Below are 22464 nucleotides of genomic sequence, written 5' to 3' on the forward strand. Positions count from 1 at the left end.
TGAAGACATGATTGCAACGACTGGCAAAACCAACCTGTTGGGTTTGACTCAACCGGAAATGGAGAAATTCTTCGACTCAATCGGGGAGAAGCGTTTCCGTGCCGGTCAGGTCATGAAGTGGATTCACCACTTTGGCGTCGATGATTTCGACGCCATGACTAACGTCAGCAAGGCCTTGCGCGACAAGCTCAAGGCCATTGCTGAGGTTCGTGGGCCTGAAGTCGTCAGCGAGGACATCTCCAGCGATGGCACCCGTAAATGGGTGGTGCGCGTAGAGTCCGGCAGCTGCGTCGAGACCGTTTATATTCCCTCGGGCAAACGTGGCACCTTGTGCGTTTCGTCCCAGGCTGGCTGTGCCCTGGACTGCAGTTTCTGCTCCACCGGCAAGCAAGGCTTCAACAGCAACCTCACCGCCGCCGAAGTGATCGGTCAGGTGTGGATTGCCAACAAATCCTTTGGCAGCGTCCCGGCAACCATCGACCGTGCCATCACCAACGTGGTGATGATGGGCATGGGCGAGCCGCTGCTGAACTTCGACAACGTCATCTCTGCCATGCACTTGATGATGGATGACCTGGGCTATGGCATCTCCAAGCGCCGGGTGACCCTGTCTACCTCCGGCGTGGTGCCGATGATCGATGAGCTGGCCAAGCACATCGACGTCTCCCTGGCGTTGTCGCTGCACGCACCCAATGACGCATTGCGCAGTCAATTGGTGCCGATCAACAAGAAGTACCCGCTGGCCATGCTGCTTGATTCCTGCCGCCGCTACATGGCGACCCTGGGCGAAAAGCGCGTGTTGACCGTGGAATACACCTTGCTCAAGGACGTGAACGATCATGTTGATCACGCCCGCGAAATGATCGAGCTGTTAAAAGACACTCCGTGCAAGATCAACCTGATCCCGTTCAACCCGTTCCCGCATTCCGGCTATGAGCGCCCGAGCAACAACGCCATTCGCCGTTTCCAGGAGCTGTTGCAGCAGGCCGGCTACAACGTGACCGTGCGCACCACCCGTGGTGAAGACATCGACGCGGCGTGCGGGCAGCTTGTAGGGCAGGTCAATGACCGTACCCGCCGCAGTTCGCGCCTGATTGCGGCCCGTGAGCTGAGTGCCGACGCCGATACAGCGCAAAACGCTGCCTCTGCGCCCTGAGAGAGGACATCCATGATCCTGCGCGCTGCGCTTCCGGTCGTTTTGGTCAGCTTTTTGGCTGGCTGCGTGTCATCGGGTGATTCAAGCCCGATGGCTGGCGACAAAGGGCGTAACGAGGCGCGTCAGGCTTATGTTCAACTGGGGCTGGGCTATCTGCAGCAAGGGCTGACCGAACAGGCCAAAGTCCCTTTGCGCAAGGCCCTTGAACTCGACAGGAACGACCCGGACACCAACGCCGCACTGGCCTTGGTGTTTCAGGCCGAAATGGAGTTTGCCCTGGCCGAACAGGCCTTCCGTACCGCGCTCAACGGTCGGCCTGGCGATGCCCGGATCCTCAATAATTACGGCAGTTTCCTGTTTCAGCGTCAGCGCTATCAGGAAGCCAGCGAGCAGTTTCAAAAAGCGGCGGCAGACAACCTTTACCCGGAACGCTCCCGTGTCTACGAAAATCTGGGTATAACGTCCCTTGAGTTGGGGCAGCGTGAAACGGGGCGCCAGCAGCTTGAAAAAGCCCTGCGCCTGAACCCTCGGCAACCCCGTGCACTGCTTGAAATGGCCGAGATGGCCTATCAGGACAAGCAATATGTGACGGCGCGAGACTTTTACGATCGTTTTAGCCTGCTTAGCGGGCAAAATGCACGTAGTCTATTGCTTGGTGCGCGACTGGCGAGTGTTTTCGACGAGCGTACCCCAACTGCCAACCATGGCCAGCAACTACAACGACTCTATCCCGGCACGCCGGAATATCAGCAATACCTGTCGGAGCAATGATGAAAGCGGCGCAACCCGAAGTTCTAGCAGCGACTCGTGTCAATCCCGGTGAGACCCTGCGTCAGGCCCGTGAAAACAATGGCTGGACGCTGGCTGAAGTCGCCTTGAAACTCAATCTCACGGCCAGCTCCCTGAGCAACCTTGAGACGGGCGCGTTCGACAAGCTGCCCGGGCATACCTTTGCCCGTGGCTACATCCGCGCCTATGCCAAATTGCTGGGCATGGACCAGGCAGCCCTGGTGCGTGAGTTTGACCTGTACACCGGCACTGATGCCAACGGCAGCAACGTGCACAGCCTGGGTCGCATAGAAGAGCCAGTGCGTGTGTCGCATACCATCTTGCGTATCGTCAGCCTGTTGCTGCTGATTGCCGTAATCGGTGGCGGCTTTATCTGGTGGCAAGACCAGACGTCGATGCGTGCCAAGGATCTGATTGGCCTGGCCCCGGAACACGTTGAAGTCGAAGGGGCTGACGGCACAACCCGCATTCATCCGCTGGACGAGCCTGAAGATCAGGCAGTCGCCGAGGCCAAGGCCGAAGGCGAAACCCCACCAGCGACCGAAACGCTGCCAGAGCAGGGCGCAACCACCGCACTGGCATTGCCGGGTGCTGCAATCGTTGAACCCCAGGCGCCAGCCGCCGCTGCAGCTCAGCCTGCTCCTGTAGCAGCACCTGCACCTGTTACGCCGGTAGCCGCACCTGTTACGCCAGCCGCACCTGCACCCACGGCTAGCGCCCCGGTTGCCGGTGCTGGCAAGGTAAGCGTGCAATACACCGCTGATTGCTGGACTCAAGTCACCGACGGCACGGGCAAAGTGCTGTTCGGCGGCTTGAAGCGCAAGGGCGAAAATCTAGAAGTGAGCGGCAAGCCTCCACTGAGCCTGCGCCTGGGTTATGCCCGCGGTGCGCAGGTTAGCTACAACGGCCAGCCTGTGGATGTCGCTCCTTTCACCAGTGGCGAGACTGCTCGCCTGAAGTTGGGTCAATAAGTCATGCACGGCGAATCACCAATCAAGCGTCGCGAATCGCGCAAAATCTGGGTCGGCAATGTACCCGTAGGTGGCGATGCCCCTATTGCTGTACAGAGCATGACCAACAGTGACACCAATGACGTCGCTGCAACCGTTGCGCAAATCAACCGTCTGGAAGCTGCTGGCGTCGATATCGTGCGGGTTTCCGTGCCGGATATGGACGCAGCCGAGGCGTTTGGCCGGATCAAGCAACTGGTCAAGGTGCCATTGGTCGCCGATATCCACTTCGATTACCGTATCGCCCTGCGCGTTGCGGAACTGGGTGTGGATTGCCTGCGCATCAACCCGGGCAACATCGGTCGTGAAGACCGCGTGCGCGCCGTGGTGGATGCCGCCCGCGATCGCGGCATCCCGATCCGTATCGGCGTCAACGCCGGTTCCCTGGAAAAAGACCTGCAAAAGAAATACGGCGAACCGACGCCGGCCGCTCTGGTCGAATCGGCACTGCGTCACGTTGAGCACCTTGAGCGCCTGAATTTCAAGGACTTCAAGGTCAGCGTGAAGGCCTCCGACGTGTTTATGGCGGTTGAAGCCTATCGCCTGCTGGCCAAGGAAATTGTCCAGCCGCTGCATTTGGGCATTACTGAAGCCGGTGGTTTGCGCTCAGGCACAGTGAAATCTGCCGTGGGCCTAGGTATGCTGCTCGCCGAGGGGATTGGCGACACCATTCGTATTTCCCTGGCGGCAGACCCGGTTGAGGAAGTAAAGGTCGGTTACGACATCCTCAAGTCCTTGCACCTGCGCTCGCGCGGCATCAATTTTATCGCGTGCCCAAGCTGCTCGCGGCAGAACTTCGACGTGGTGAAAACCATGAACGAACTCGAAGTTCGCCTCGAAGACCTGCTGGTGCCGCTGGATGTTGCCGTGATCGGTTGTGTGGTCAACGGCCCGGGCGAAGCCAAGGAAGCCCATGTGGGGCTCACCGGTGGTACGCCCAACCTGATTTACATCGACGGCAAGCCGTCGCAGAAACTGACGAATGACAACCTGGTGGATGAGCTCGAAAGACTGATCCGGCAGAAGGCGGCCGAAAAGGTCGAAGCTGACGCAGCCGTTATCGCGCGCGGCTAACCAGACGAATAAAGGATTTATTGTGAGCAAGTCTTTGCAAGCCATTCGTGGCATGAACGACATCCTGCCGGAGCAGACGCCTCTGTGGCGTTACTTCGAGAGCAAGGTTTCGCGTTTGCTGGATAACTACGGTTACAAGCAAATCCGTATGCCTATCGTCGAATTCACCGAGTTGTTCAAGCGCTCGATCGGTGAAGTGACCGATATCGTCGAAAAAGAGATGTACACCTTCGAAGACCGCAACGGCGATTCGCTGACGCTGCGCCCTGAAGGTACCGCTGCGTGCGTGCGTGCGGTGCTTGAGCACGGCATCACCGGCGGTGGCCAGGTGCAAAAACTCTGGTACATCGGCCCGATGTTCCGCCACGAGCGCCCGCAAAAAGGCCGTTATCGCCAGTTTCACCAGATCGGTGTCGAGGTGTTCAACCTTGATGGTCCGGATATCGATGCCGAACTGATCGTGCTGACCTGGCGCCTGTGGGGCGAGCTGGGCATCCGCGATGCGGTCAAGCTCGAACTCAACAGCCTGGGCACCAGCGAAGCCCGTGCGCGCTATCGTGCCGCCCTGGTCGAGTATTTGTCCTCGCGTCTGAGCGAGCTTGACGAAGACAGCCAGCGCCGTCTCAAATCCAACCCGCTGCGTGTACTCGACACCAAGAATGCCGATACCCAGGCTGTTCTCGTCGATGCGCCGAAGCTGGTGGACTACCTGGACGAAGAATCCCGCGTGCATTTCGAGGGCCTCAAGGCGCGCCTCGATGCCGCCGGCATCCCGTACACGATCAACCCGAAACTGGTTCGTGGCCTGGATTACTACAGCAAGACCGTATTTGAATGGGTGACCGATAAACTGGGCGCCCAGGGCACCGTGTGCGCGGGCGGCCGTTATGACGGTCTGGTCGAGCAGATGGGCGGCAAGCCCACCGCCGGTGTCGGTTTTGCAATGGGCATCGAGCGTCTGATCCTGCTGCTTGAAACCCTTGAGCAGATCCCGGAAGAAATCGCACGTCAGGTCGATGTTTACCTGTGTGCTTTCGGTGAGGCCGCCGAACTGGCAGCGCTGGCGTTGAGCGAGCGTGTTCGTGACCAGTTGCCGAACCTGCGCCTGCAGATCAATGCCGGTGCGGGCAGCTTTAAAAGCCAGTTCAAAAAGGCTGACAAGAGCGGCGCACTGTATGCGCTGATCCTGGGTGACGACGAATTGGCCCAGCAAGTGGTAGGTGTAAAACCCCTGCGTGGCCAGGGCGAACAACAAACGATTGCCTGGGATGCTCTAGCCGAGCACTTGGCCACCTGCATCGTGCAGGGTTGAAGCTGCAAAACAGCCGATTTAGCGAATAAGGAGTGTTGGGGTGTCGAGTAACGAAGATGATCAGCTGGGCGAGTTGAAAGACTGGTGGCAGCGCAACGGCAAACCCCTGCTGACTGGCGGCTTGCTTGCGCTGGTTGTGGTGTCCGGCTGGCAGCTCTGGCACAAATATCAGACGAATCAGTCGCAAGGTGCGTCGGTTCTCTACCAACAACTGCTGGAAACCACGCTCACCCCTGACGGCAAGCCTGATGTGGCCCGTGTGGCGGATCTGGCCAACAAGCTGAAAAGCGAATACGCAGGCACTGCCTACTCGCAATTTGGCGGCCTGTTCGTGGCCAAGGTGGCGGTGGACAACGGCAAGCTCGATGACGCAGCTGTCGAGTTGAAAGCCATTGTCGACAAGCCGGCCAATGCCACCCTGGGCGAAGTGGCGCGTCAGCGTCTGGCTCAGGTGCTGGCGGCACAGGGCAAGGTTGACGATGCCCTGAAGCTGCTGGAAGGTGATTCGGACAAGGCATTCCAGGCCAGCCGTGAAGAACTCAAGGGTGACCTGCTGGTGCAGCAGGGCCGTACTGACGACGCTCGTGCAGCCTACGAAAAGGCCAAGGCCGGATTGTCGGATGAAGCAGCAGTAGGCGGCTTGCAAATCAAGCTCGATGACCTGGCCAAAGGGGATGCGTGACGTGATGCGATGGAAACATGCGGCATTGCTGGCTCTGGTCGTTTTGGCCGCGGGTTGCAGCAGCAACAGCAAAAAAGAACTGCCACCGGCTGAGCTGACCGACTTCAAAGAAGAAGTCGTGCTGCAGAAGCAGTGGAGCCGCTCGATCGGTGACGGTCAGGGCAAAACCTACAACATGCTGGTGCCAGCGGTTGAAGGTAATAACATCTACGCCGCTGACGTAACGGGTGTAGTGATGTCTCTGGACCGCATGAACGGCGACGTTGAGTGGAAAAAAGACCTCGATCTGCCGGTATCCGGTGCAGTTGGCCTGGGCTATGGCCTGGTCATGCTCGGCACCTTGCAAGGTGACGTGATTGCCCTGGACTCCAGCACCGGCGAAGAAAAATGGCGCGCTCGCGTCAACAGCGAAGTGCTTGCACCTCCTGCGACCAACGGTGATGTGGTGGTGGTACAGACCCAGGACGATCGCCTGATCGGCCTGGATGCTGACACCGGCAATCAGCGCTGGACGTATGACAGCACGCCGGGCGTGCTGACCCTGCGTGGTACAGGGGCGCCACTGGTGACCAATCACCTGGCCATCGGCGGTTTGTCGACTGGTAAAGTGGTCGCCCTGGATACACGCAACGGCGTACCTGTGTGGGAGCAACGTGTTGCCATCCCGCAGGGTCGCTCCGAGCTTGAACGCATTGTCGATATCGACGGTGGCCTGCTGATGTCCGGCGGTACACTGTACGTCGCCAGCTATCAGGGCCGCATGGCGGCACTGGAAATGGAATCGGGTCGCGTGCTCTGGCAACGCGATGCTTCCAGCTATGCCGGTGTCGCTCAAGGTTTTGGCAGCGTCTACGTCAGCCTGGCGTCGGGCACTGTAGAAGGCGTTGACGAGCGTTCGACCACCGCACTGTGGAGCAACGATGCTCTGGCTCGCCGCCAACTGTCGGCACCGGAAGTCTTCTCCAGCTACGTGGCGGTCGGTGACATGGAAGGCTATCTGCACCTGCTGAGCCAGGTCGATGGTCGTTTCGTGGGCCGTACCCGCGTTGACAGTGATGGCCTTCGGGCACGTCCGCTGGTGGTCGGTGACATGATTTACGTGTTTGGTAACAGCGGCAAACTGGAAGCCCTGACCATTCGCTAAGGCGTCTATGCTTGAGGCTTCAGGGCCTCGGGCAGCCTTGCTCTGGCAAGGTTTGCGGCACATTTGTGCTGTTCCGAACTCTGGCCGCTGCCTTGCAGCGGCTTTTGTATTTTCTGAAATAACGAAGTGGAGAGCCGCATGGTTCCCGTAATCGCCCTGGTGGGCCGACCAAACGTCGGCAAGTCCACCTTGTTCAACCGCCTGACCAGGACTCGTGACGCCATCGTTGGCGACTTGTCCGGTCTGACCCGTGATCGCCAATACGGTGAGGCCAAGTGGCAAGGGCGTTCCTACATTCTGGTCGACACTGGTGGTATCTCCGGTGACGAGCACGGTATGGACGAAAAGATGGCCGAGCAGTCGCTGCTGGCCATCGAAGAAGCTGACGTCGTTCTGTTCCTGGTAGATGCAAAGGCAGGCTTCACCGCCGCTGACCAGATGATCGGCGAACACCTTCGCAAACGTAACAAGCGTTCTTACGTGGTGGCCAACAAGGTCGACAACATCGACCCGGACATGGCTCGCGCCGAGTTCGCCCCTCTGGGCATGGGCGACGCGATCCCGATCGCCGGTGCCCACGGCCGTGGTATCACGCAGATGCTGGAAATTGCCCTGAGCAACTTCCCGCGTGACGAAGAAGAGCCGGAAGACGGTGAAGAAGAAGTCGTTCTCGAAGGTGAGGAAGCCAAGCGCATTCCTGGCCCTAGCGAAAAAGACGGCATCAAGATCGCCATTATCGGTCGTCCGAACGTCGGCAAATCGACACTGGTCAACCGCATGCTCGGTGAAGACCGGGTTATCGTGTATGACCAGCCCGGCACTACTCGCGACAGTATCTACATCCCGTTCGAGCGTAACGACGAGAAGTACACGCTGATCGACACCGCTGGTGTGCGCAAGCGCGGCAAGATCCACGAAGAAGTTGAAAAATTCTCCGTGGTCAAAACCCTGCAAGCGATCAAAGACGCCAACGTGGTGATCTTTGTGATGGACGCGCGTGAAGGCGTGGTTGACCACGACCTTAACCTGTTGGGCTTTGCCCTTGAGGCCGGTCGGGCTCTGGTTATCGCGATCAACAAGTGGGACGGCATGACCCCGAGCGAGCGCGAGTTCGTCAAGGTCGAGCTGACCCGTCGCCTGTTCTTCGTCGACTTCGCCGATATCCACTTTATCTCGGCGCTGCACGGCACTGGCGTGGGCAACCTGTACCAGTCGGTGCAGAACTCCTTCAAGTCGGCAGTCACCCGTTGGCCGACCAACCGTCTGACCCAGATTCTGGAAGACGCGGTCAGCGAGCACGCGCCACCGATGGTCAACAGCCGCCGGATCAAGCTGCGTTATGCCCACTTGGGTGGTGCCAACCCGCCGATTATCGTGATCCACGGTAACCAGGTTGAGAAGGTGCCGAAGTCTTACGTCCGTTATCTCGAAAACACCTACCGTCGTGTCTTGAAGCTGGTCGGTACGCCGATTCGCATCGAGTTCAAAGGTGGCGAGAACCCGTACGAAGGCAACAAGAACTCGCTGACCGACCGTCAGGTCAACAAGAAACGCCGCATGATGTCGCACCACAAGAAAGCCGAGAAAAATCGCAAAGACAAGCGCTAACCGCGCAGGCTCAAAGCGTAATGAGAAAGGGTCCGAAAGGACCCTTTTTCGTGTCCGGCGTTTGGGCTATCCTCGGTGGGTCCTGTGCCGCAGTCAGTGCCGGGAACTCAACAGGGAACGGCCATGATCACCAGCAAGTTGCCGAACGTCGGCACCACCATCTTCACGCGCATGTCACAGCTCGCGGCCGAAACCGGCGCAATCAACCTGTCTCAGGGGTTCCCTGACTTCGATGGCCCGCAGGCGTTGCGTGATGCAGTTGGCCAGCACATTGCCAGTGGCCATAACCAATATTCCCCCATGACCGGCCTGCCTGCATTGCGTCAGCAAGTGGCGGCCAAGATCGCCCGCAGTTATGGCGTGCAGGTCGATGCCGATACCGAAGTGACCATCACCCCGGGTGCGACCCAGGCCATTTTCTGTGCGATCCAGGCCGTGATTCATGCAGGCGATGAAGTTATCGTGTTCGACCCGTGCTACGACAGCTACGAGCCTTCGGTCGAGTTGGCGGGCGGTCGCTGCGTGCATGTGCAGCTGGGGCTGGATGACTTTTCGATCGACTGGCAAAAACTTGAAGATGCGCTGAGTCCGCGCACGCGCATGATTATCCTCAACAGCCCGCACAACCCCAGCGGTGCGTTGATCAGCCGTGCCGAGCTGGACCAGTTGGCCCGCCTGATTGCAGATCGTGATATCTACATCATCAGCGATGAGGTGTACGAACATCTGGTGTTCGATGGCGTGCCCCATGTCAGTGTTTTGTCCCATCCCGAACTGTACGATCGTGCCTTCGTTGTCAGCTCATTCGGCAAGACCTACCACGTTACGGGCTGGAAAACCGGTTATGTGGTGGCACCGCCGGCGCTGACCGCCGAATTGCGCAAGGTTCACCAGTACGTCAGTTTTTGCGGGGTGACGCCCCTGCAGTACGCACTGGCTGACTTTATGAGTGCCCACCCGGAGCATGTTGAAGAGTTGCCCGGGTTTTACCAGGCCAAGCGGGACCTGTTTTGTGATTTGCTGAGCCCATCGCGTTTTACCTTCAAACCGGTGGCAGGGACGTATTTCCAGCTGGTGGATTACTCCCGTATTCGTCCGGACCTGAATGATGTCGACATGGCTGTGTGGCTGACCCGCGAGCACGGCGTGGCGACCATTCCGGTATCGGTGTTCTACCAGACCCCGCCCGCAGGGCAGCGGCTGGTTCGCCTGTGTTTTGCCAAACGCGAGGAGACGCTGCGTGAAGCAGCAGAAAAACTATGCGTGATCTAAAGGGATTACCCGATTTAACTGTGGCGCTGGTGCAAACCACGCTGGCCTGGCATGACCGTCAGGCCAACTTCGATCATTTTGACGAACTGCTGGAGCAGGCTCGCGGCGCCGACCTGGTGGTGTTGCCGGAAATGTTCACCACCGGCTTCAGTATGGAATCCAGCACCCTGGCTGAGCCCGAGAGTGGCCCGACGACCGACTGGCTGCGCAAACAGGCCAAAAGGCTGAATGCCGTGGTGACGGGCAGCGTGATTGTGCTCGCCGCGGATGGCAGCCACCGCAACCGCTTGTTGTGGGCGCGTCCAGATGGCGAAGTGCTGCACTACGACAAGCGCCATCTGTTCCGCATGGCTGGCGAGCATGAGCATTTCACTCCGGGCGAGCGCCAGGTGCAGTTTGAGGTCAAGGGCTGGCGTATTCGTCCGCTGATTTGCTACGACCTGCGTTTCCCGGTGTGGAGCTGCGACCCCCATGACACCGATTTGCTGTTGTACACCGCTAACTGGCCGGGGGCGCGGCGGTTGCACTGGAACCGTTTGCTGCCGGCGCGGGCCATCGAAAACCTGTGTTATGTCGCGGCGGTAAACCGGGTGGGCACGGACGGTAAGGGTCTGGTGTATACCGGAGACAGCCATATCCTCGATTTTCAGGGCGAGTCGCTGCTTAGCGCAGGGGAGGCGGATGGCGTGTTTACCATGAGCCTGAACGCGGCCGACCTTGGCGCTTACCGTGAGCGCTTCCCGGCCAACCTGGATGCGGATGATTTTGAGCTGCGCTGATTTGTGGAAGCACTTATCAACGACGTAAAACCTGTGGGAGCGTGGCTTGCCCGCGATGGCATCACCGCGGTCTGCCTGCCAAATCGCGCCGCCTGAATCGCGAGCAAGCCCGCTCCCACAGGGGCTAGTGATTCCCGGTCAGGCAATAAAAAGCCCCCAAGGTTCTCACCTTGGGGGCTTTTGTGTTTCAGGCTGCTTAAGCGGCCTTGGCCTCGGCTTCACTCAGGGAGCGGTTCAGGGCGCTGAACAGGGCCTTGAAGCTTGCCGTAGTGATGTTTTCATCAATGCCCACGCCGTGTACGGCACGGCCGCCATTGACCCGCAGCTCGATGTAGGCAGCGGCCTTGGCGTTGGTGCCCGCGCCAATCGCGTGCTCGTTGTAGTCCATTATTTCGGCATTGACCGGCAGACCGGCCACCAGCGCTTCCAGTGCGCCATTGCCTTTGCCACTCCAGCGCAGGTTGGTCTCGCCATCACCCTTGGCTGATACTTCCACCTCGACGGCACTGTGGCCGTTTTCTTCCTGCAAGCGATGGCTGACCAGCGCGTACGGGGTATTGGCCTGCAAGTATTCGGTGCGCAGCAAACTGTGAATCTGCTGGGCAGTCATTTCCAGGCCCAGGCGGTCGGTTTCGCGCTGTACCACCTGGCTGAATTCGATCTGCATGCGACGCGGCAGGCTGATGCCGTATTCCTGCTCCAGCAGGTAGGCAATCCCGCCTTTTCCGGACTGGCTGTTAACCCGGATCACGGCCTCGTAGCTGCGACCGATATCCGCCGGGTCGATCGGCAAGTACGGCACTTCCCACAGGGCGTCCGGTTTTTGCTGGGCGAAGCCTTTGCGGATGGCGTCCTGGTGCGAGCCGGAGAACGCGGTGTGCACCAGGTCGCCCACATACGGGTGACGCGGGTGAACCGGGATCTGGTTGCACTCTTCGACAACCTTGCGCACGCCATCGATATCCGAGAAGTCCAGCTGCGGGTCCAGGCCCTGGGTGTACATGTTCAGGGCCACGGTCACCAGGTCGACGTTGCCGGTGCGCTCGCCGTTACCGAACAGGCAACCTTCGACGCGGTCGGCGCCGGCCATCAGGCCCAGCTCGGTAGCGGCCACGCCGGTGCCGCGGTCGTTGTGGGTGTGCAGGCTGATCAGCACGCTGTCACGGCGGTTGATATTGCGCCCGAACCACTCGATCTGGTCGGCATAGATGTTCGGTGTTGCGCACTCAACCGTGGCCGGCAGGTTGAGGATCATCTTGTGCTCAGGGGTCGGGTTCCACACCTCGATCACCGCGTCACACACTTCTTTGGCGAACTCCAGCTCGGTGGCGCTGAAGGTCTCTGGCGAGTACTCGAACGTCCACTGGGTTTCCGGCTGCTGGGCGGCGTATTTGACGAACAGCTTGGCCGCGCTGACCGCGATTTCCTTGATGCCGTCCTTGTCCTGGTTGAACACGATGCGGCGGAACGCAGGGCAGGTGGCGTTGTACAGGTGAACGATGGCTTTTTTCGCCCCGCGCAGCGACTCGAAGGTGCGCGCGATCAAGTCTTCACGGCCCTGGGTGAGCACCTGGATGGTGGTGTCGTCCGGGATATGGCCGTCTTCGATCAAGGTGCGCACAAAGTCGAAGTCGGTTTGCGATGCCGCCGGGAACGATGCCTCGATTTCTTTAACGCCCACGCTGACCAGGGTCTTCCAGAAACGTAGCTTCTTCACCGCATCCATCGGCTCGATCAGCGACTGGTTGCCGTCGCGCAGGTCGGAGCTGCACCAGATCGGCGCGCTGGTGATGGTTTTCGACGGCCAGGTACGGTCGGGCAAATCAATGACCGGGAAGGCGCGGTATTTGGAAGACGGGTCTTTGAGCATGGTCATCAGGCAATCCTTAATATGCAGGCCGACGGTTCAAACGCGGCCAGCCGGAAAAATACAAAGCAGAAGGCGAGGCACCGCAACTAGCTTTGCAGTCGTGCGCTGACGAGGCAAAGGCTGCGATGTTGGCGAAGCAGAAAGAGGGTATGTGATGTGTTCATGACCTCAACCCTAACCATTGGTGAGAAGGATGGCAAGCCAACAAAAAAGATTGAGAGGACTGCTCGTATATGGCGCGTATTTGGGTTTTTATTGCGCCTTGCGGCTGGCGACATAGCATTAATTGCGCAGCTAAACAGCTGGGCGTATGTCGGGTGCTGTTGGCTTTATGGCATTTATGCCTGGGCAGGTTCAATCAGCAAGAGCCCCTGGCAGCTCGACAGGGTTTTTCGCCGGTGAAGCTGTGAGCCGCTGCTGTCACAAACCGTGAAAACCTGTGAAAAGCCCTGTTTTAAAGTGCTTGGGCATGAGCACTGATGAGGGTTTTCACTTCACCATACAAACCGTCGTAATACTTGGCCCCGCTTCCACAGCAGCGAAACACGCTCTGTAGAGAACAGTTATCAGCAGCCGGGTATTACGATGCGTATTTATAGCTATCTCTTTCTGATGATGGGTTGCCTTGGGGGGGCAAGCGCTTCACCTGCGATCAATCCAGGGCCGATGTTCGGCTTTCTGGATGACGGCAAAAGCGCGGTCCTCAAGCGTATTTACAATTCTGGAACCAGTACCGCATTTGTCAAAGTGGTGGTTCAGGAAATCACCTATGACGCCAGTGGCCAGCCTGTAGAGCAACCGCCCAAGGCCCTGTCGGCGGCGCCCCTGGCGCAGCAGAACACCTTGCTGGCCAGCCCGGCACGGATGATTATTCCAGCCAACGGTATGCAATCCACCCGGTTGTTGTTTATGGGCAGTCGGGCACAAGAGCGCTATTACCGGGTTCGTTTTATTCCTGTGCTGCCGTCCAGTGCCGACAGTTTTGATCAAAGTGCAGATGATCAGCAGGCCTACAAGAACACCCTGGCGGCGCAAGTCACGTTATTAACCGGCTTTGGCACGCTGTTGTTTGTTCGCCCGGACAAGGTTGTTTTTGATACGCGGTTAAAAGACGAAAAAGATACTTACAGTGTTCACAATGCCGGTAACAGTGTCATTGCACTGGACTTCGTTAAAACCTGCCATGTTGAAATAACCACGCAGTGTTCGGCCATTGCCCAACATTATGTCTTGCCGGGCAGAACTTATACGTTCACTAAAGAGCCTGACAAGGTCCACAGTTTTGTCCTTCAAGAAGGCCGTGCCGAGCGCACGATATCGTTCAGCACGACCTGAGAGTTGATCACCGATAAATGTTTCACCCCTAACTATAAACCTGAAAAAAGGAAGTAAAAATGCAACGCACTTTTATGGCTACTGTGAGTCCATTGGCTCTTGCCTTGCTTGCCACCATGGGCGCTACACATGTTTCGGCGGCTGACCCTGTCGAAGTGCAAGTCCAGTTGGTTGCCAGCGTGCCGTCGACTTCGTTTTATGTGGTGCCGGCCGACACCGGCTGGATCGGCGTGCCGCAGCGCATGGAGTGGACGCCTGATCCGGTTTCGCCGGGTGGCGGCAAGTTGAGCGCCCTGCGTAAAGCCTTTGATGTGAAAAACAGCTCGGGGGCCATTGCCGCCCGGTTGACCGACAGCGCCGGGGCTTATTTGTCTTCCGGTAATGGCATGGTGCCCCTGGAAGTTAGATTCAATAATATGGAACTTAGCACCACCGCTAATCAGGAAGTTGTCAGCGCCACTGAAGCCGCGGCTGGTAAGCGTGTGGATCTGACCATCGCAACGGTTTATACCGGCAGTGCAATCCCGCCCGGCGAATATACCGGTATCGTTAATATGACGTTTGATGCAGTTGCCCCTGCGGCCATTTAAAACGTCTCTGCTCACTGACACGTTCTAACGCTCTCTTTTCAGGCAGTCGACTGGCGCTTGACGCTTGCGCCTGCCTGGAAACAGAGGTGTGCAGTTTTATATAAACGATGTCCGTTCGTTTGGATAACTACAATTGAACTCTGCAATGGCTCGTGCCCTGATAGTGTGCTGCTCGATATTAATGGCGGGCGGCGTTATGGCTGAAGTTAAAGCGCCGTCAACCCTGGGAGTGTTAAGTCAGGCAGAACAGTTGCCGGCCGGCTTTCAGGAACACTTCTTTGATGTGCCTCTGGCGGTGCGTGTCGATGTCAACGCACAGTTGCTCGGGGATGCACTGGTGGTGCTCGGTCGCGATGAAACCATCCGCCTGCTTAGCTTTACCGATACCCAGGCCAGTGCCTTGCCCGAGGCCGATCGTGCCCAGTGGCTGGCGCAATTGTCCACGCCGACGGCTCTGGGCAGTTGCACCGCGAACTGTGGCAATGGCCTGGTGGCCTTGCATTACAACCTGCAGGACTCGCAGTTCTCGATTTTGACCGATGCGGTAGAGCGTGAGCGCGCACCCGCCCAGTACCATGCCCTGCCCGAAGACGGCAGTGATGGCCTGATTTTGCACAATCAGTTGAACATCGCCCGCAGTGGCAGCTCCCAGGCCGGCACGGCAGCACGCTATAACGTCCAGGCCTCGAGCAGCCTCGGCAACTGGACCCAGGTGGCTTCGGCCGAACTGGCGCGAACCGGTGAACCCGGCGCCCCTATCTATCACTCCCTGAACCAGCTTTACGGCCAGCGCGAGTTCGCCGGCAACTTTTTCCGCCTGGGCTATTTCACCCCCGACGCACTGGGTGTGTACCGCCGGCCGCGCAACTTTGGCGCCAGCCCGGACACCACGCTGGGTTTCATGTATGGCACCAGCGACAGCCTGGCGGTCAGCAACGCCAGCCCCAGTACCTACCCCATTTATGTCACGCCAAGCCGGCAGGGCCTGGTCGAGGTGTACCGCGACGGCGTGCTGATTTACAGCCAGGCGGTTGCCAGCGGCTTGCAGACCTTGGACACCCGGCGTTTGCCCGGTGGTATCTACCCGGTGCAGGTGCGTCTGGTCGAGGATGGCCAAGTGACGTCCACGACCGAAGAAATGATCTACAAACCCACCAACTGGCGTAATGCCGATCAACCCTGGCGTTACAGCGTTTTTGCCGGGAAACGCCGCCAGATGTGGAACAACTGGGGTGATGACGTGCAATACGATCAGGGGCTGACTTACGGCGCCCTGATCAATTACCTGCTGCACCCGCGAGTGATTCTGGGGGTTGATGCCCAGCGCGTAGCGCAAAAAATGCAATACGGCAGCTCGCTCGACTGGGGCCTGTCAGACCATTTCAGCCTCTACAGCAATGTGTATCAAACGGCTGGCTACGGCACAGGCATGGACCTGCAGGCGCGTTACCAATATCACGGCGGCAGTGCGATGTTTTCTCACTCGCGGTCCTGGCTGGATACGCGCAACGATATTGATTACCTGGACACCGTCGCTGTTCGCCCCAGGAGCCGCTACAACGGTCGTACGCAAAACACGGCGGTGTCCTTGACCCAGCGCCTGAGCGCGAGCAGCAGCCTGACCGGCCGGGTCAGCCACAGCAGTGGCAACACCAACGGTACCGGCGTTGATCTGAGCTGGATCCGCAGCAGCAAGTTGTTTGGCAGTGATGTGCACTGGCAGGTATCGCTGTTCGACCGCCCGGCCACCCTCAGCACCGGGAACCAGCGTAACCGCGGCATCGACCTGAGCATCAACCTGGCGCTGGGCAAGCCGGCCGGCAGCCTGTCGGCCAGTATCGGCAGCCGTACTGCGCGTGATGGCGCACGCGAACTCAATGGCTCGCTGGGCTACAACAAGACCCTTGAAGGCGACTTCTTCAAAAGCTATTCCACCGGCCTTACCGCCGACAGTTATGGCGTGGGCCTCAATGCCTCGACCCAGTTTGAAACCCCTGTACTCAACGGCGATGCCTACGCGCAGCGGTCGTCCTATGACGGTGAGTTCAGCGGCGGCTTGAACATCAACAGTACCGTGGCCGCTGGCGCGGGCGCCCTGGCAGCCAGCGGCAGTTTTTACGGCGGCGACGGGGCAATGATTGTCGACCTCGACTCGGATATCGACAACCTGGTGTTGCGTGCCGATGACATGGGCGGTAGCTATGGTGCCCAGCTCAAGCCCGGTCGCAACATGGTGCCGGTGGCGGCTTACAAAAGTGGCACGGTGCACTTCGATTTTACGGGCAATGACGCCCATGCAGCGTCCATCCAGCCGCCACAGACGCGTTATCACCTCAATAAAGGCGGTGTGCTGTACCAGCAGGTGCGGGTGCTTAAAACCGTGTCGGTACTTGGCCGGGTGGTCGACCCCCAGGGTCGCCCGATGGCGGGCGCTCATATTCTCAATCACGCCAGCAGCGGGGTCAGCGAGGCCGACGGGTTCTTTGTGCTGGAGATGAGCGAGTCGTCACCCAGCCTGCAAATACATCATCGGGGGCAACCGGCCTGCAATGTTGTGCTGGAACCCGACCGGCACAAGCGGGAAAACAATGTGTTGCTGGTGGCCGATATCGTCTGCCGCGCAGCTTCACTGGGGGTTGCCAAGGGGGCATGAGGGGCGCCACCGGGGGCTGTGTACGAGGGAGGATGCCGGGAACACAAGGAGGGTGTGATTATTATTTTCGAGACGAGTAATCATAATGCGGATGTCACGACTGTTTGAATCAACACGCCTCCTGTACTACGCACTGGCGCTGCTGTTGATGGGCCACGCGTTACAGGCTTCAGGCTACGATAAAACCATCGAGGCGGTGTACAAGCCCGACCCGAACAACCCTGGCCAAAAAACCTTTGTCATCGTCACGCCTGGGGAAGGCCATTGCGGAGGGCGGCCTACGCCTTGCCCTGGAGCCCTGGGCGTGAGTTTACCCATTGTGTTTGAGTCTGCGGCGGGGATTGATGCGTCAACCAACGCGCTCAACCCAAGGCAGGGAGCCTATTTAAAGATCCCCCTGAGTTGGCGCAGCGTCATGCTTACCAACACCCGGACGGGCTCGCAGGCAGAGTTGAAAGTGCGTGCGATGGCATTTGGTGCCCGCTATGTATTGATCAAGCCGGCAGCCGAATTGTCCCCCGGTGGCCCTACCGCGCCTTATCTGGGGCACGGCCTGCTGTGGCAGGGCGGTACCTGGCATGAGTCCGTGCACCCATGCTATTCGTCCCGACTGTGGTATCTGGTTGCCAAAGTGCATGAGTTTTTCTGGCGTTATTCCAGTAATGATACCTGCACTAAAAAAGCGCTGTTCGATATCCCCGGGCCTTTTATTTATAACCGGGCCGAAACCGGTTTTGAGTTTGCAATGCCCAACCCGCTGGAGATGGAGCCCGGTGAGTATACGGCCACCACGCTATACAGCCTGGGGCCGGGCCAGGATTTTGATATGGGCGACCTGATGCTGCCCTCCGACAACCAGATCGCGCTCAACTTCAAGTTTGTGGTGCACAGTGCGTTGACGGTGGACTTCCCCCCGGGTGCGCAACGGGCAGTTCTGCAACCGCGCGAAGGCTGGCAGGGCTGGCTGAACTCGGGGCGACGGCCGCCAGCCTTGAGTGCCTTGCAAGACTTCAGGTTGTCGGCGTCCAGTAACTTCAGGATGTACCTGGACTGTCAGTACTTGATAGGGACCGACTGCGGCATTTACGCCGAATCGGCCACGCAAAATACCAAGGTGGCGGTCAATACCACGGTGAGTTTTCCGGCCGGCATCACCCTGATGCCGGGCAAGCAACCGGCGTTCAAGGTGCCCTTGGCGCAGGGCATCCACAATGCGGTGAGCTTTGCGGTCGATGGCGTGCAAATGTCGCAGCGGGCCATGCTGAACTATGAAATCACACCTGAGGTGACGGCGTTGATGGTTGAAAACCCCGGCAGTACTTACAGCGGCGTCGTCACGATTGTATTTGATGCCAATACCTGAGGCCGCATTGGTCTTGCACGTCGGCCGCTGCAATTGCACCGTTGCAGCGGCCGTGTCGCCCTGGCGTTGAGCGCAGGGCATTTATCGTTATTCGCCATGGGAGAACGCACACCGTGCGAGCGTTGATTTTTTTTAAGTTGCCGGCCTTTTTTTTTACAACGGTTACCAGTGTGTGCGTGCAACTACTGTTTGCGGGTACGCCTTTGGCGGCGGCGGAGCAATTGATTACCGCCGTGTTTAGCCCCGATCATCACAACCCTTCCCACAACCGGTTTATCAACACCACTCCGGTCGCCGGGTATTGCCTTATCTTGCCCGGCCAATGCGCCGCCAATGGTTTTTCCAGTGTCAATTTCCCGGTGGATTTTGATGCCGCGCAAGAACTCGACCCGCAGGAGGCGCTGGCTGACAGGCGTAAAGCGGCTTATATGCGGGTGCCGTCGAACTTTCGCAATGTGACCATCACCCACGATCAAACCGGGCAGAGCGCACAGGTGCAGTGGCGGATTTCCGGGTTTGGCGGGCGGTATATCCTCAGTAGTGGCACCTGGCATGGTCACCTGTGGGGCTCCTCCTGGGTCACGGCGCCCAGCCCCTGCACTTATGGCGGGGTGGGCAGTGGCAACGCCACGTTTTACGACTACTTCTGGAAAGTGCCGCAGAGTGCGACAACGGCCTGCGTAAAACTGCCCAAGGTGCAGATCCCGACACCGTTTCGATACCGCAACATGAACATCAGCTACGAACTGCATACCCCCAACCCCCTGAGCATGGAGATGGGCACCTATTCGGGCAGCATCACCTATGGCATCGGCCCCGGCCAGGACTTTGATTTCGGCGACCGCATGGTGGCCAGCGATGACCGCATCACGTTCACGTTCAAGCTCACGGTCAACCACCTGCTCAGCCTTGATTTTGCCCCCGGTGCGCAGCGAGCCGTGCTGCAACCCGCGCAGGGCTGGCAAGGCTGGCTAGCCAGCGGTCGAACAGCACCTGCGCTGGTTGCCGACCATGATTTCAAGATTTCCAGCTCCGGGCGCTTCAAGGTCTACCTGGAGTGCCAGTACGTCTTTGCGCAGACCTGCGGTATTCGTGCGTCAGCCCAGCAACAGCTGACGGCGGGGGTTGATATTCAATTGTCCCTGCCCGCCGGCATTGCGCTCGAGGCCAGTGGCCAGCCTGCACGGCGGATTCCGCTGCAGGCCGGGGCGCACAACGCCGTGGTGTTCAAGACCCTGAGCAGCCAGTTTGATCGCAAGGCTACCCTGCACTACAGGGTGCAAAGTGCCTCCACCGAACAGATGGTCAAGTACCCCGGCAGTACATTCACGGGCAATGCCACAATCATTTTTGATGCCAATATTTAAGTACTTTGCTTGCGGGGGGTTACCTGCAAGCAAATTTATATTGATCAGGTGATTCCTGCCCGCCATTCACCCGGCATTCTGCACTCCGACAACGCCTGCATTAACGCAACTGTTCAAGGTGTGAAACCGTTGTGCCAGTGTTTAATAATCGTAGGAATACATGTGTTTAAACCGTGCGTCATACGCGGTTATGAGCGCATGCAACCATGACTAAGCGAGGTGCATTGTTTATTTAAATCGGTGTTTGGAATGACGGAAGATGGCACTTCATCTACTCGTTTTATAAGGCTGTAATACGATGGCCCGTTACTTGATAGCTGGCGTGATGTTATTTGATGATGAGTTGTATGAAGTTTCAGGGCTGGACACTGCTGTCGCCCCGGTGGTGCTGGGAGCGGCAGCCAGTCGCTGCTTTTCGACATTGCTTGAAGCCCAGGGTGCCATTGTCACCAAAAAGCAACTATTGCATGCGGGTTGGGAGCGTTATGGGCAGCAAGTATCTGCCAACAGTGTCAATCAATCCATCGCCCAGATCCGTCGTTGCCTGTCTACCGTAGGGCATTGTGACTATGTGGTTACAGTGCCGCGCATTGGCTACAAAATCAGCGATGCCCTGTCGATTGAACGGCTGGGCGACAGTGCCTTGCCGCCAGGAGGCGAGGGTTTGGGAGGAGGGCGAAATGTCGCGCCGTTGCCGATCACGCTCAACGATGACGTTGCACTGGTTTCGACCAAGGTGAGCCGTTGCCGGCGCTATCTGACCGTAATGGCCGGGGTTTTATTGCTCAACGGCTTTCTGGCCTTTGCCTGGCAGGCCGCGCAATTGAGCTCGCCGCTGGCGTCGGCAATAGAACTGCACTACTCGCCGCTGCCCGATACCTATAAACAACATCTGTTTTCGGCGCCGGGTTTAAACATCACGCCTGAGCGAATCAATGCCCATATGTTGAAGTTGAAGAATAAACCGCCTGCGTTTACGGCCCTGGCGAGTTATGCGTATGTGTATTTGAATGGTGCGCTAAGGGATAACGCGTATGGCTACTTCTTATGCCGCGACCCGATTGAAGTCAGTGTCTCGGGATGTATTTCCTATTTTGTCCTGGATGAGTCCGAGTAATGGTGGCGGCAAAATGGAGCGCCCGCGGTCTGATTGTAGCCCTGTTGGTGGTTTTGCCCTGGCTGGCGGCCTCGTGGTTGTACTCGGCTGACCGGGTCGTGTGGGAATGCCATCTGGACTTTGAAATGCTGGCCATTTCAGCGGACCACACGGCTGAGCGCACCCTGGGTTCGTACAGTCAGTTCTTTCGCGGCAATGACCTGGGTTTTTCACGAATCGGCGGCCGCAAGGTGCAGGTAGCGAAGGGCGGCGATACCCATGTGTACAACTTCCACCGCTTTGTCGACTTCAAGTATGTACAGGCTGGGCCCTACCTGAAAAATACCGTCACCAAAATCACGCGCAAGAAGGGCGACACCCTGGATGATGACCAGGACCTGGCCTTTATGAACGCCCCGGGGGAGGACGTTTATGTTCAGGTATTGAAACTGGGCCCAAGTACCTATTCGTTCGGACGGCTGGGCATGCCCTTGCAGATTTGCCAGGGCCGCCAGGGGTGGCTGATGCCGCGTTTGCGCTAGGGCTGGAACGCGCCGATAAAGATCGCCGGGTCAACCCGCGCATCATTGAGGCTGACGTTCCAGTGCATGTGCGGGCCTGTGGCACGGCCCGTCGAGCCAACCTTGCCCACCACATCACCGCGGGCCAGTTGCTGGCCCACTCGGGTGTCGATTTTCGACATATGGCAGAACATGCTGATAAAGCCCTGGCCGTGGTCGACAAACACGGTATTGCCATTGAAGAAGTAATTGCCGACCAGGATCACCTTGCCCGCTGCGGGGGTCTTGATCGGTGTACCAGCAGGCACTGCGAAGTCGAGACCGGCGTGAGGGTTGCGCTCTTCGCCATTGAAGAAGCGGCGCACGCCGAACTTGCTCGACAGCGGCCCGTTGACCGGCTTGTCCAGCAACAGGTTGCTCGGCGTGTTGGGGCTGAAGGTGCGGTAGGCTTTGATCTGGATGGCCAGTTCGTTGTCGATGCGCTTGATATCGGCCGGGTCGGGGTTAACCTGACGCTTGTTTTTCAGGGTGATGCGTTGCTCGGGGTATTTCTTGCTGCCCACGGCGAAGCTCAGGTCGCGCCCACCAGAACTGATCCGTTGGGTGCCCGGCTTGACCGTCAGCGGAATACCGACAATGGCCCGCCAAGTGTCCTGTTCCTTGATGACCATGACCGGCTTGCCGTCATAGCTGGCCTTGGGCGCCTGGGCGCCGGTGCCCAGTTCGATCACGGCGACGCCGCCGGGTACCGGTTTGTTCAGCAGGCGGGTGATATAGCTGTCAGCCGCCTGAGCATTGAGGGTCAGGCACAGCAACAGCGCAGCAGAGAGAAAACGCGGCATC

The 22464-nt window shown here is 58.5% G+C and carries 20 protein-coding genes; 17 read left to right on the top strand and 3 right to left on the bottom strand.

Features of this window, described 5'->3' with window-relative positions; translation table 11 throughout:
- Positions 1-7: 7 nt before the first annotated feature.
- The 10 genes from rlmN to AB3G35_RS07595 all read left to right on the top strand — a co-directional run bounded on the left by rlmN (position 8) and on the right by AB3G35_RS07595 (position 10826).
- On the top strand, positions 8-1156 hold the full coding sequence (gene rlmN / locus AB3G35_RS07550) for a 23S rRNA (adenine(2503)-C(2))-methyltransferase RlmN (protein ID WP_016779609.1): 1149 nt from the start codon (positions 8-10) through the stop codon (positions 1154-1156).
- A gap of 12 nt (positions 1157-1168) precedes the next feature.
- Positions 1169-1927 (top strand): type IV pilus biogenesis/stability protein PilW, encoded by a 759-nt coding sequence (pilW, locus tag AB3G35_RS07555; RefSeq protein WP_106117203.1) that lies wholly within the window; start codon positions 1169-1171, stop codon positions 1925-1927.
- Positions 1927-2916, top strand: coding sequence for a RodZ family helix-turn-helix domain-containing protein (locus tag AB3G35_RS07560; protein WP_106117202.1), 990 nt, complete (start codon positions 1927-1929; stop codon positions 2914-2916). Before pilW ends, AB3G35_RS07560 begins: the two co-directional genes overlap by 1 nt.
- Before the next feature lie 3 nt (positions 2917-2919).
- On the top strand, positions 2920-4029 hold the full coding sequence (gene ispG / locus AB3G35_RS07565; protein WP_086795918.1) for a flavodoxin-dependent (E)-4-hydroxy-3-methylbut-2-enyl-diphosphate synthase: 1110 nt from the start codon (positions 2920-2922) through the stop codon (positions 4027-4029).
- A 22-nt stretch (positions 4030-4051) separates the two neighbouring features.
- A complete protein-coding gene (gene hisS, locus AB3G35_RS07570; RefSeq protein WP_016779612.1) occupies positions 4052-5341 on the top strand; it encodes a histidine--tRNA ligase in 1290 nt (429 codons plus the stop codon).
- A gap of 40 nt (positions 5342-5381) precedes the next feature.
- Positions 5382-6023 (top strand): tetratricopeptide repeat protein, encoded by a 642-nt coding sequence (locus AB3G35_RS07575; RefSeq protein WP_016779613.1) that lies wholly within the window; start codon positions 5382-5384, stop codon positions 6021-6023.
- On the top strand, positions 6016-7167 hold the full coding sequence (gene bamB / locus AB3G35_RS07580) for an outer membrane protein assembly factor BamB (RefSeq protein WP_106117201.1): 1152 nt from the start codon (positions 6016-6018) through the stop codon (positions 7165-7167). The genes AB3G35_RS07575 and bamB overlap by 8 nt, the downstream gene beginning before the upstream one ends.
- 138 nt (positions 7168-7305) lie before the next feature.
- Entirely contained in the window at positions 7306-8775 is a 1470-nt protein-coding gene (der, locus tag AB3G35_RS07585; RefSeq protein ID WP_016779615.1) for a ribosome biogenesis GTPase Der, read from the top strand.
- Positions 8776-8898: 123 nt separating this feature from the next.
- Complete coding sequence (locus tag AB3G35_RS07590; protein WP_369782452.1) at positions 8899-10047, top strand: pyridoxal phosphate-dependent aminotransferase; 1149 nt, start codon at positions 8899-8901, stop codon at positions 10045-10047.
- Positions 10035-10826: an amidohydrolase gene (locus tag AB3G35_RS07595; protein ID WP_095039938.1), complete on the top strand. Its 792-nt coding sequence runs from the start codon at positions 10035-10037 to the stop codon at positions 10824-10826. The genes AB3G35_RS07590 and AB3G35_RS07595 overlap by 13 nt, the downstream gene beginning before the upstream one ends.
- A 196-nt stretch (positions 10827-11022) precedes the next feature.
- Here the strand turns inward: AB3G35_RS07595 and leuA are convergent, their stop codons facing one another.
- Complete coding sequence (gene leuA / locus AB3G35_RS07600) at positions 11023-12702, bottom strand: 2-isopropylmalate synthase (RefSeq protein ID WP_016779618.1); 1680 nt, start codon at positions 12700-12702, stop codon at positions 11023-11025.
- A 757-nt stretch (positions 12703-13459) separates the two neighbouring features.
- Positions 13460-13558 (bottom strand): MYXO-CTERM sorting domain-containing protein, encoded by a 99-nt coding sequence (locus tag AB3G35_RS07605; protein WP_081481018.1) that lies wholly within the window; start codon positions 13556-13558, stop codon positions 13460-13462.
- Between AB3G35_RS07605 and AB3G35_RS07610 the strand changes: the two genes are divergently transcribed.
- The 7 genes from AB3G35_RS07610 to AB3G35_RS07640 all read left to right on the top strand — a co-directional run bounded on the left by AB3G35_RS07610 (position 13540) and on the right by AB3G35_RS07640 (position 21642).
- Positions 13540-14031, top strand: a complete 492-nt coding sequence (locus AB3G35_RS07610; protein ID WP_139803905.1) for a hypothetical protein — start codon at positions 13540-13542, stop codon at positions 14029-14031. The genes AB3G35_RS07605 and AB3G35_RS07610 overlap by 19 nt on opposite strands.
- Positions 14032-14090: 59 nt before the next feature.
- The gene (locus tag AB3G35_RS07615; protein WP_369782454.1) at positions 14091-14621 is read left to right on the top strand and encodes a CS1 type fimbrial major subunit; all 531 of its coding nucleotides are present in this window, start codon (positions 14091-14093) and stop codon (positions 14619-14621) included.
- A 145-nt stretch (positions 14622-14766) separates the two neighbouring features.
- Positions 14767-17274, top strand: coding sequence for a CS1-pili formation C-terminal domain-containing protein (locus AB3G35_RS07620; RefSeq protein WP_369782455.1), 2508 nt, complete (start codon positions 14767-14769; stop codon positions 17272-17274).
- Between the two features lie 304 nt (positions 17275-17578).
- Positions 17579-18637, top strand: coding sequence for a hypothetical protein (locus AB3G35_RS07625; RefSeq protein ID WP_369782456.1), 1059 nt, complete (start codon positions 17579-17581; stop codon positions 18635-18637).
- A gap of 176 nt (positions 18638-18813) precedes the next feature.
- A complete protein-coding gene (locus AB3G35_RS07630; RefSeq protein WP_369782457.1) occupies positions 18814-20004 on the top strand; it encodes a hypothetical protein in 1191 nt (396 codons plus the stop codon).
- A gap of 298 nt (positions 20005-20302) precedes the next feature.
- Positions 20303-21121, top strand: coding sequence for a winged helix-turn-helix domain-containing protein (locus tag AB3G35_RS07635; protein ID WP_134049373.1), 819 nt, complete (start codon positions 20303-20305; stop codon positions 21119-21121).
- Positions 21121-21642: a hypothetical protein gene (locus tag AB3G35_RS07640; RefSeq protein ID WP_016779625.1), complete on the top strand. Its 522-nt coding sequence runs from the start codon at positions 21121-21123 to the stop codon at positions 21640-21642. Before AB3G35_RS07635 ends, AB3G35_RS07640 begins: the two co-directional genes overlap by 1 nt.
- On the opposite strand, the gene AB3G35_RS07645 is transcribed toward AB3G35_RS07640, so the two are convergent.
- On the bottom strand, positions 21639-22463 hold the full coding sequence (locus AB3G35_RS07645; RefSeq protein ID WP_369782458.1) for a peptidoglycan DD-metalloendopeptidase family protein: 825 nt from the start codon (positions 22461-22463) through the stop codon (positions 21639-21641). The two genes, AB3G35_RS07640 and AB3G35_RS07645, sit on opposite strands and share 4 nt — an antisense overlap.
- Between the last annotated feature and the right edge of the window lies 1 nt (position 22464).

Source organism: Pseudomonas sp. WC2401, from assembly GCF_041200115.1.
In the GTDB taxonomy this organism is placed as follows: domain Bacteria; phylum Pseudomonadota; class Gammaproteobacteria; order Pseudomonadales; family Pseudomonadaceae; genus Aquipseudomonas; species Aquipseudomonas fragi.

Excerpts from the sequence above, each read along its gene's own strand:
- rlmN (WP_016779609.1), top strand. The coding sequence starts at position 8 with ATGATTGCAACGACTGGCAAAACCAACCTGTTGGGTTTGACTCAACCG.
- pilW (WP_106117203.1), top strand. The coding sequence starts at position 1,169 with ATGATCCTGCGCGCTGCGCTTCCGGTCGTTTTGGTCAGCTTTTTGGCT.
- AB3G35_RS07560 (WP_106117202.1), top strand. The coding sequence starts at position 1,927 with ATGAAAGCGGCGCAACCCGAAGTTCTAGCAGCGACTCGTGTCAATCCC.
- ispG (WP_086795918.1), top strand. The coding sequence starts at position 2,920 with ATGCACGGCGAATCACCAATCAAGCGTCGCGAATCGCGCAAAATCTGG.
- bamB (WP_106117201.1), top strand. The coding sequence starts at position 6,016 with ATGCGTGACGTGATGCGATGGAAACATGCGGCATTGCTGGCTCTGGTC.
- der (WP_016779615.1), top strand. The coding sequence starts at position 7,306 with ATGGTTCCCGTAATCGCCCTGGTGGGCCGACCAAACGTCGGCAAGTCC.
- AB3G35_RS07590 (WP_369782452.1), top strand. The coding sequence starts at position 8,899 with ATGATCACCAGCAAGTTGCCGAACGTCGGCACCACCATCTTCACGCGC.
- AB3G35_RS07595 (WP_095039938.1), top strand. The coding sequence starts at position 10,035 with ATGCGTGATCTAAAGGGATTACCCGATTTAACTGTGGCGCTGGTGCAA.
- leuA (WP_016779618.1), bottom strand. The coding sequence starts at position 12,702 with ATGACCATGCTCAAAGACCCGTCTTCCAAATACCGCGCCTTCCCGGTC.
- AB3G35_RS07615 (WP_369782454.1), top strand. The coding sequence starts at position 14,091 with ATGCAACGCACTTTTATGGCTACTGTGAGTCCATTGGCTCTTGCCTTG.
- AB3G35_RS07620 (WP_369782455.1), top strand. The coding sequence starts at position 14,767 with ATGGCTCGTGCCCTGATAGTGTGCTGCTCGATATTAATGGCGGGCGGC.
- AB3G35_RS07635 (WP_134049373.1), top strand. The coding sequence starts at position 20,303 with ATGGCCCGTTACTTGATAGCTGGCGTGATGTTATTTGATGATGAGTTG.
- AB3G35_RS07640 (WP_016779625.1), top strand. The coding sequence starts at position 21,121 with ATGGTGGCGGCAAAATGGAGCGCCCGCGGTCTGATTGTAGCCCTGTTG.
- AB3G35_RS07645 (WP_369782458.1), bottom strand. The coding sequence starts at position 22,463 with ATGCCGCGTTTTCTCTCTGCTGCGCTGTTGCTGTGCCTGACCCTCAAT.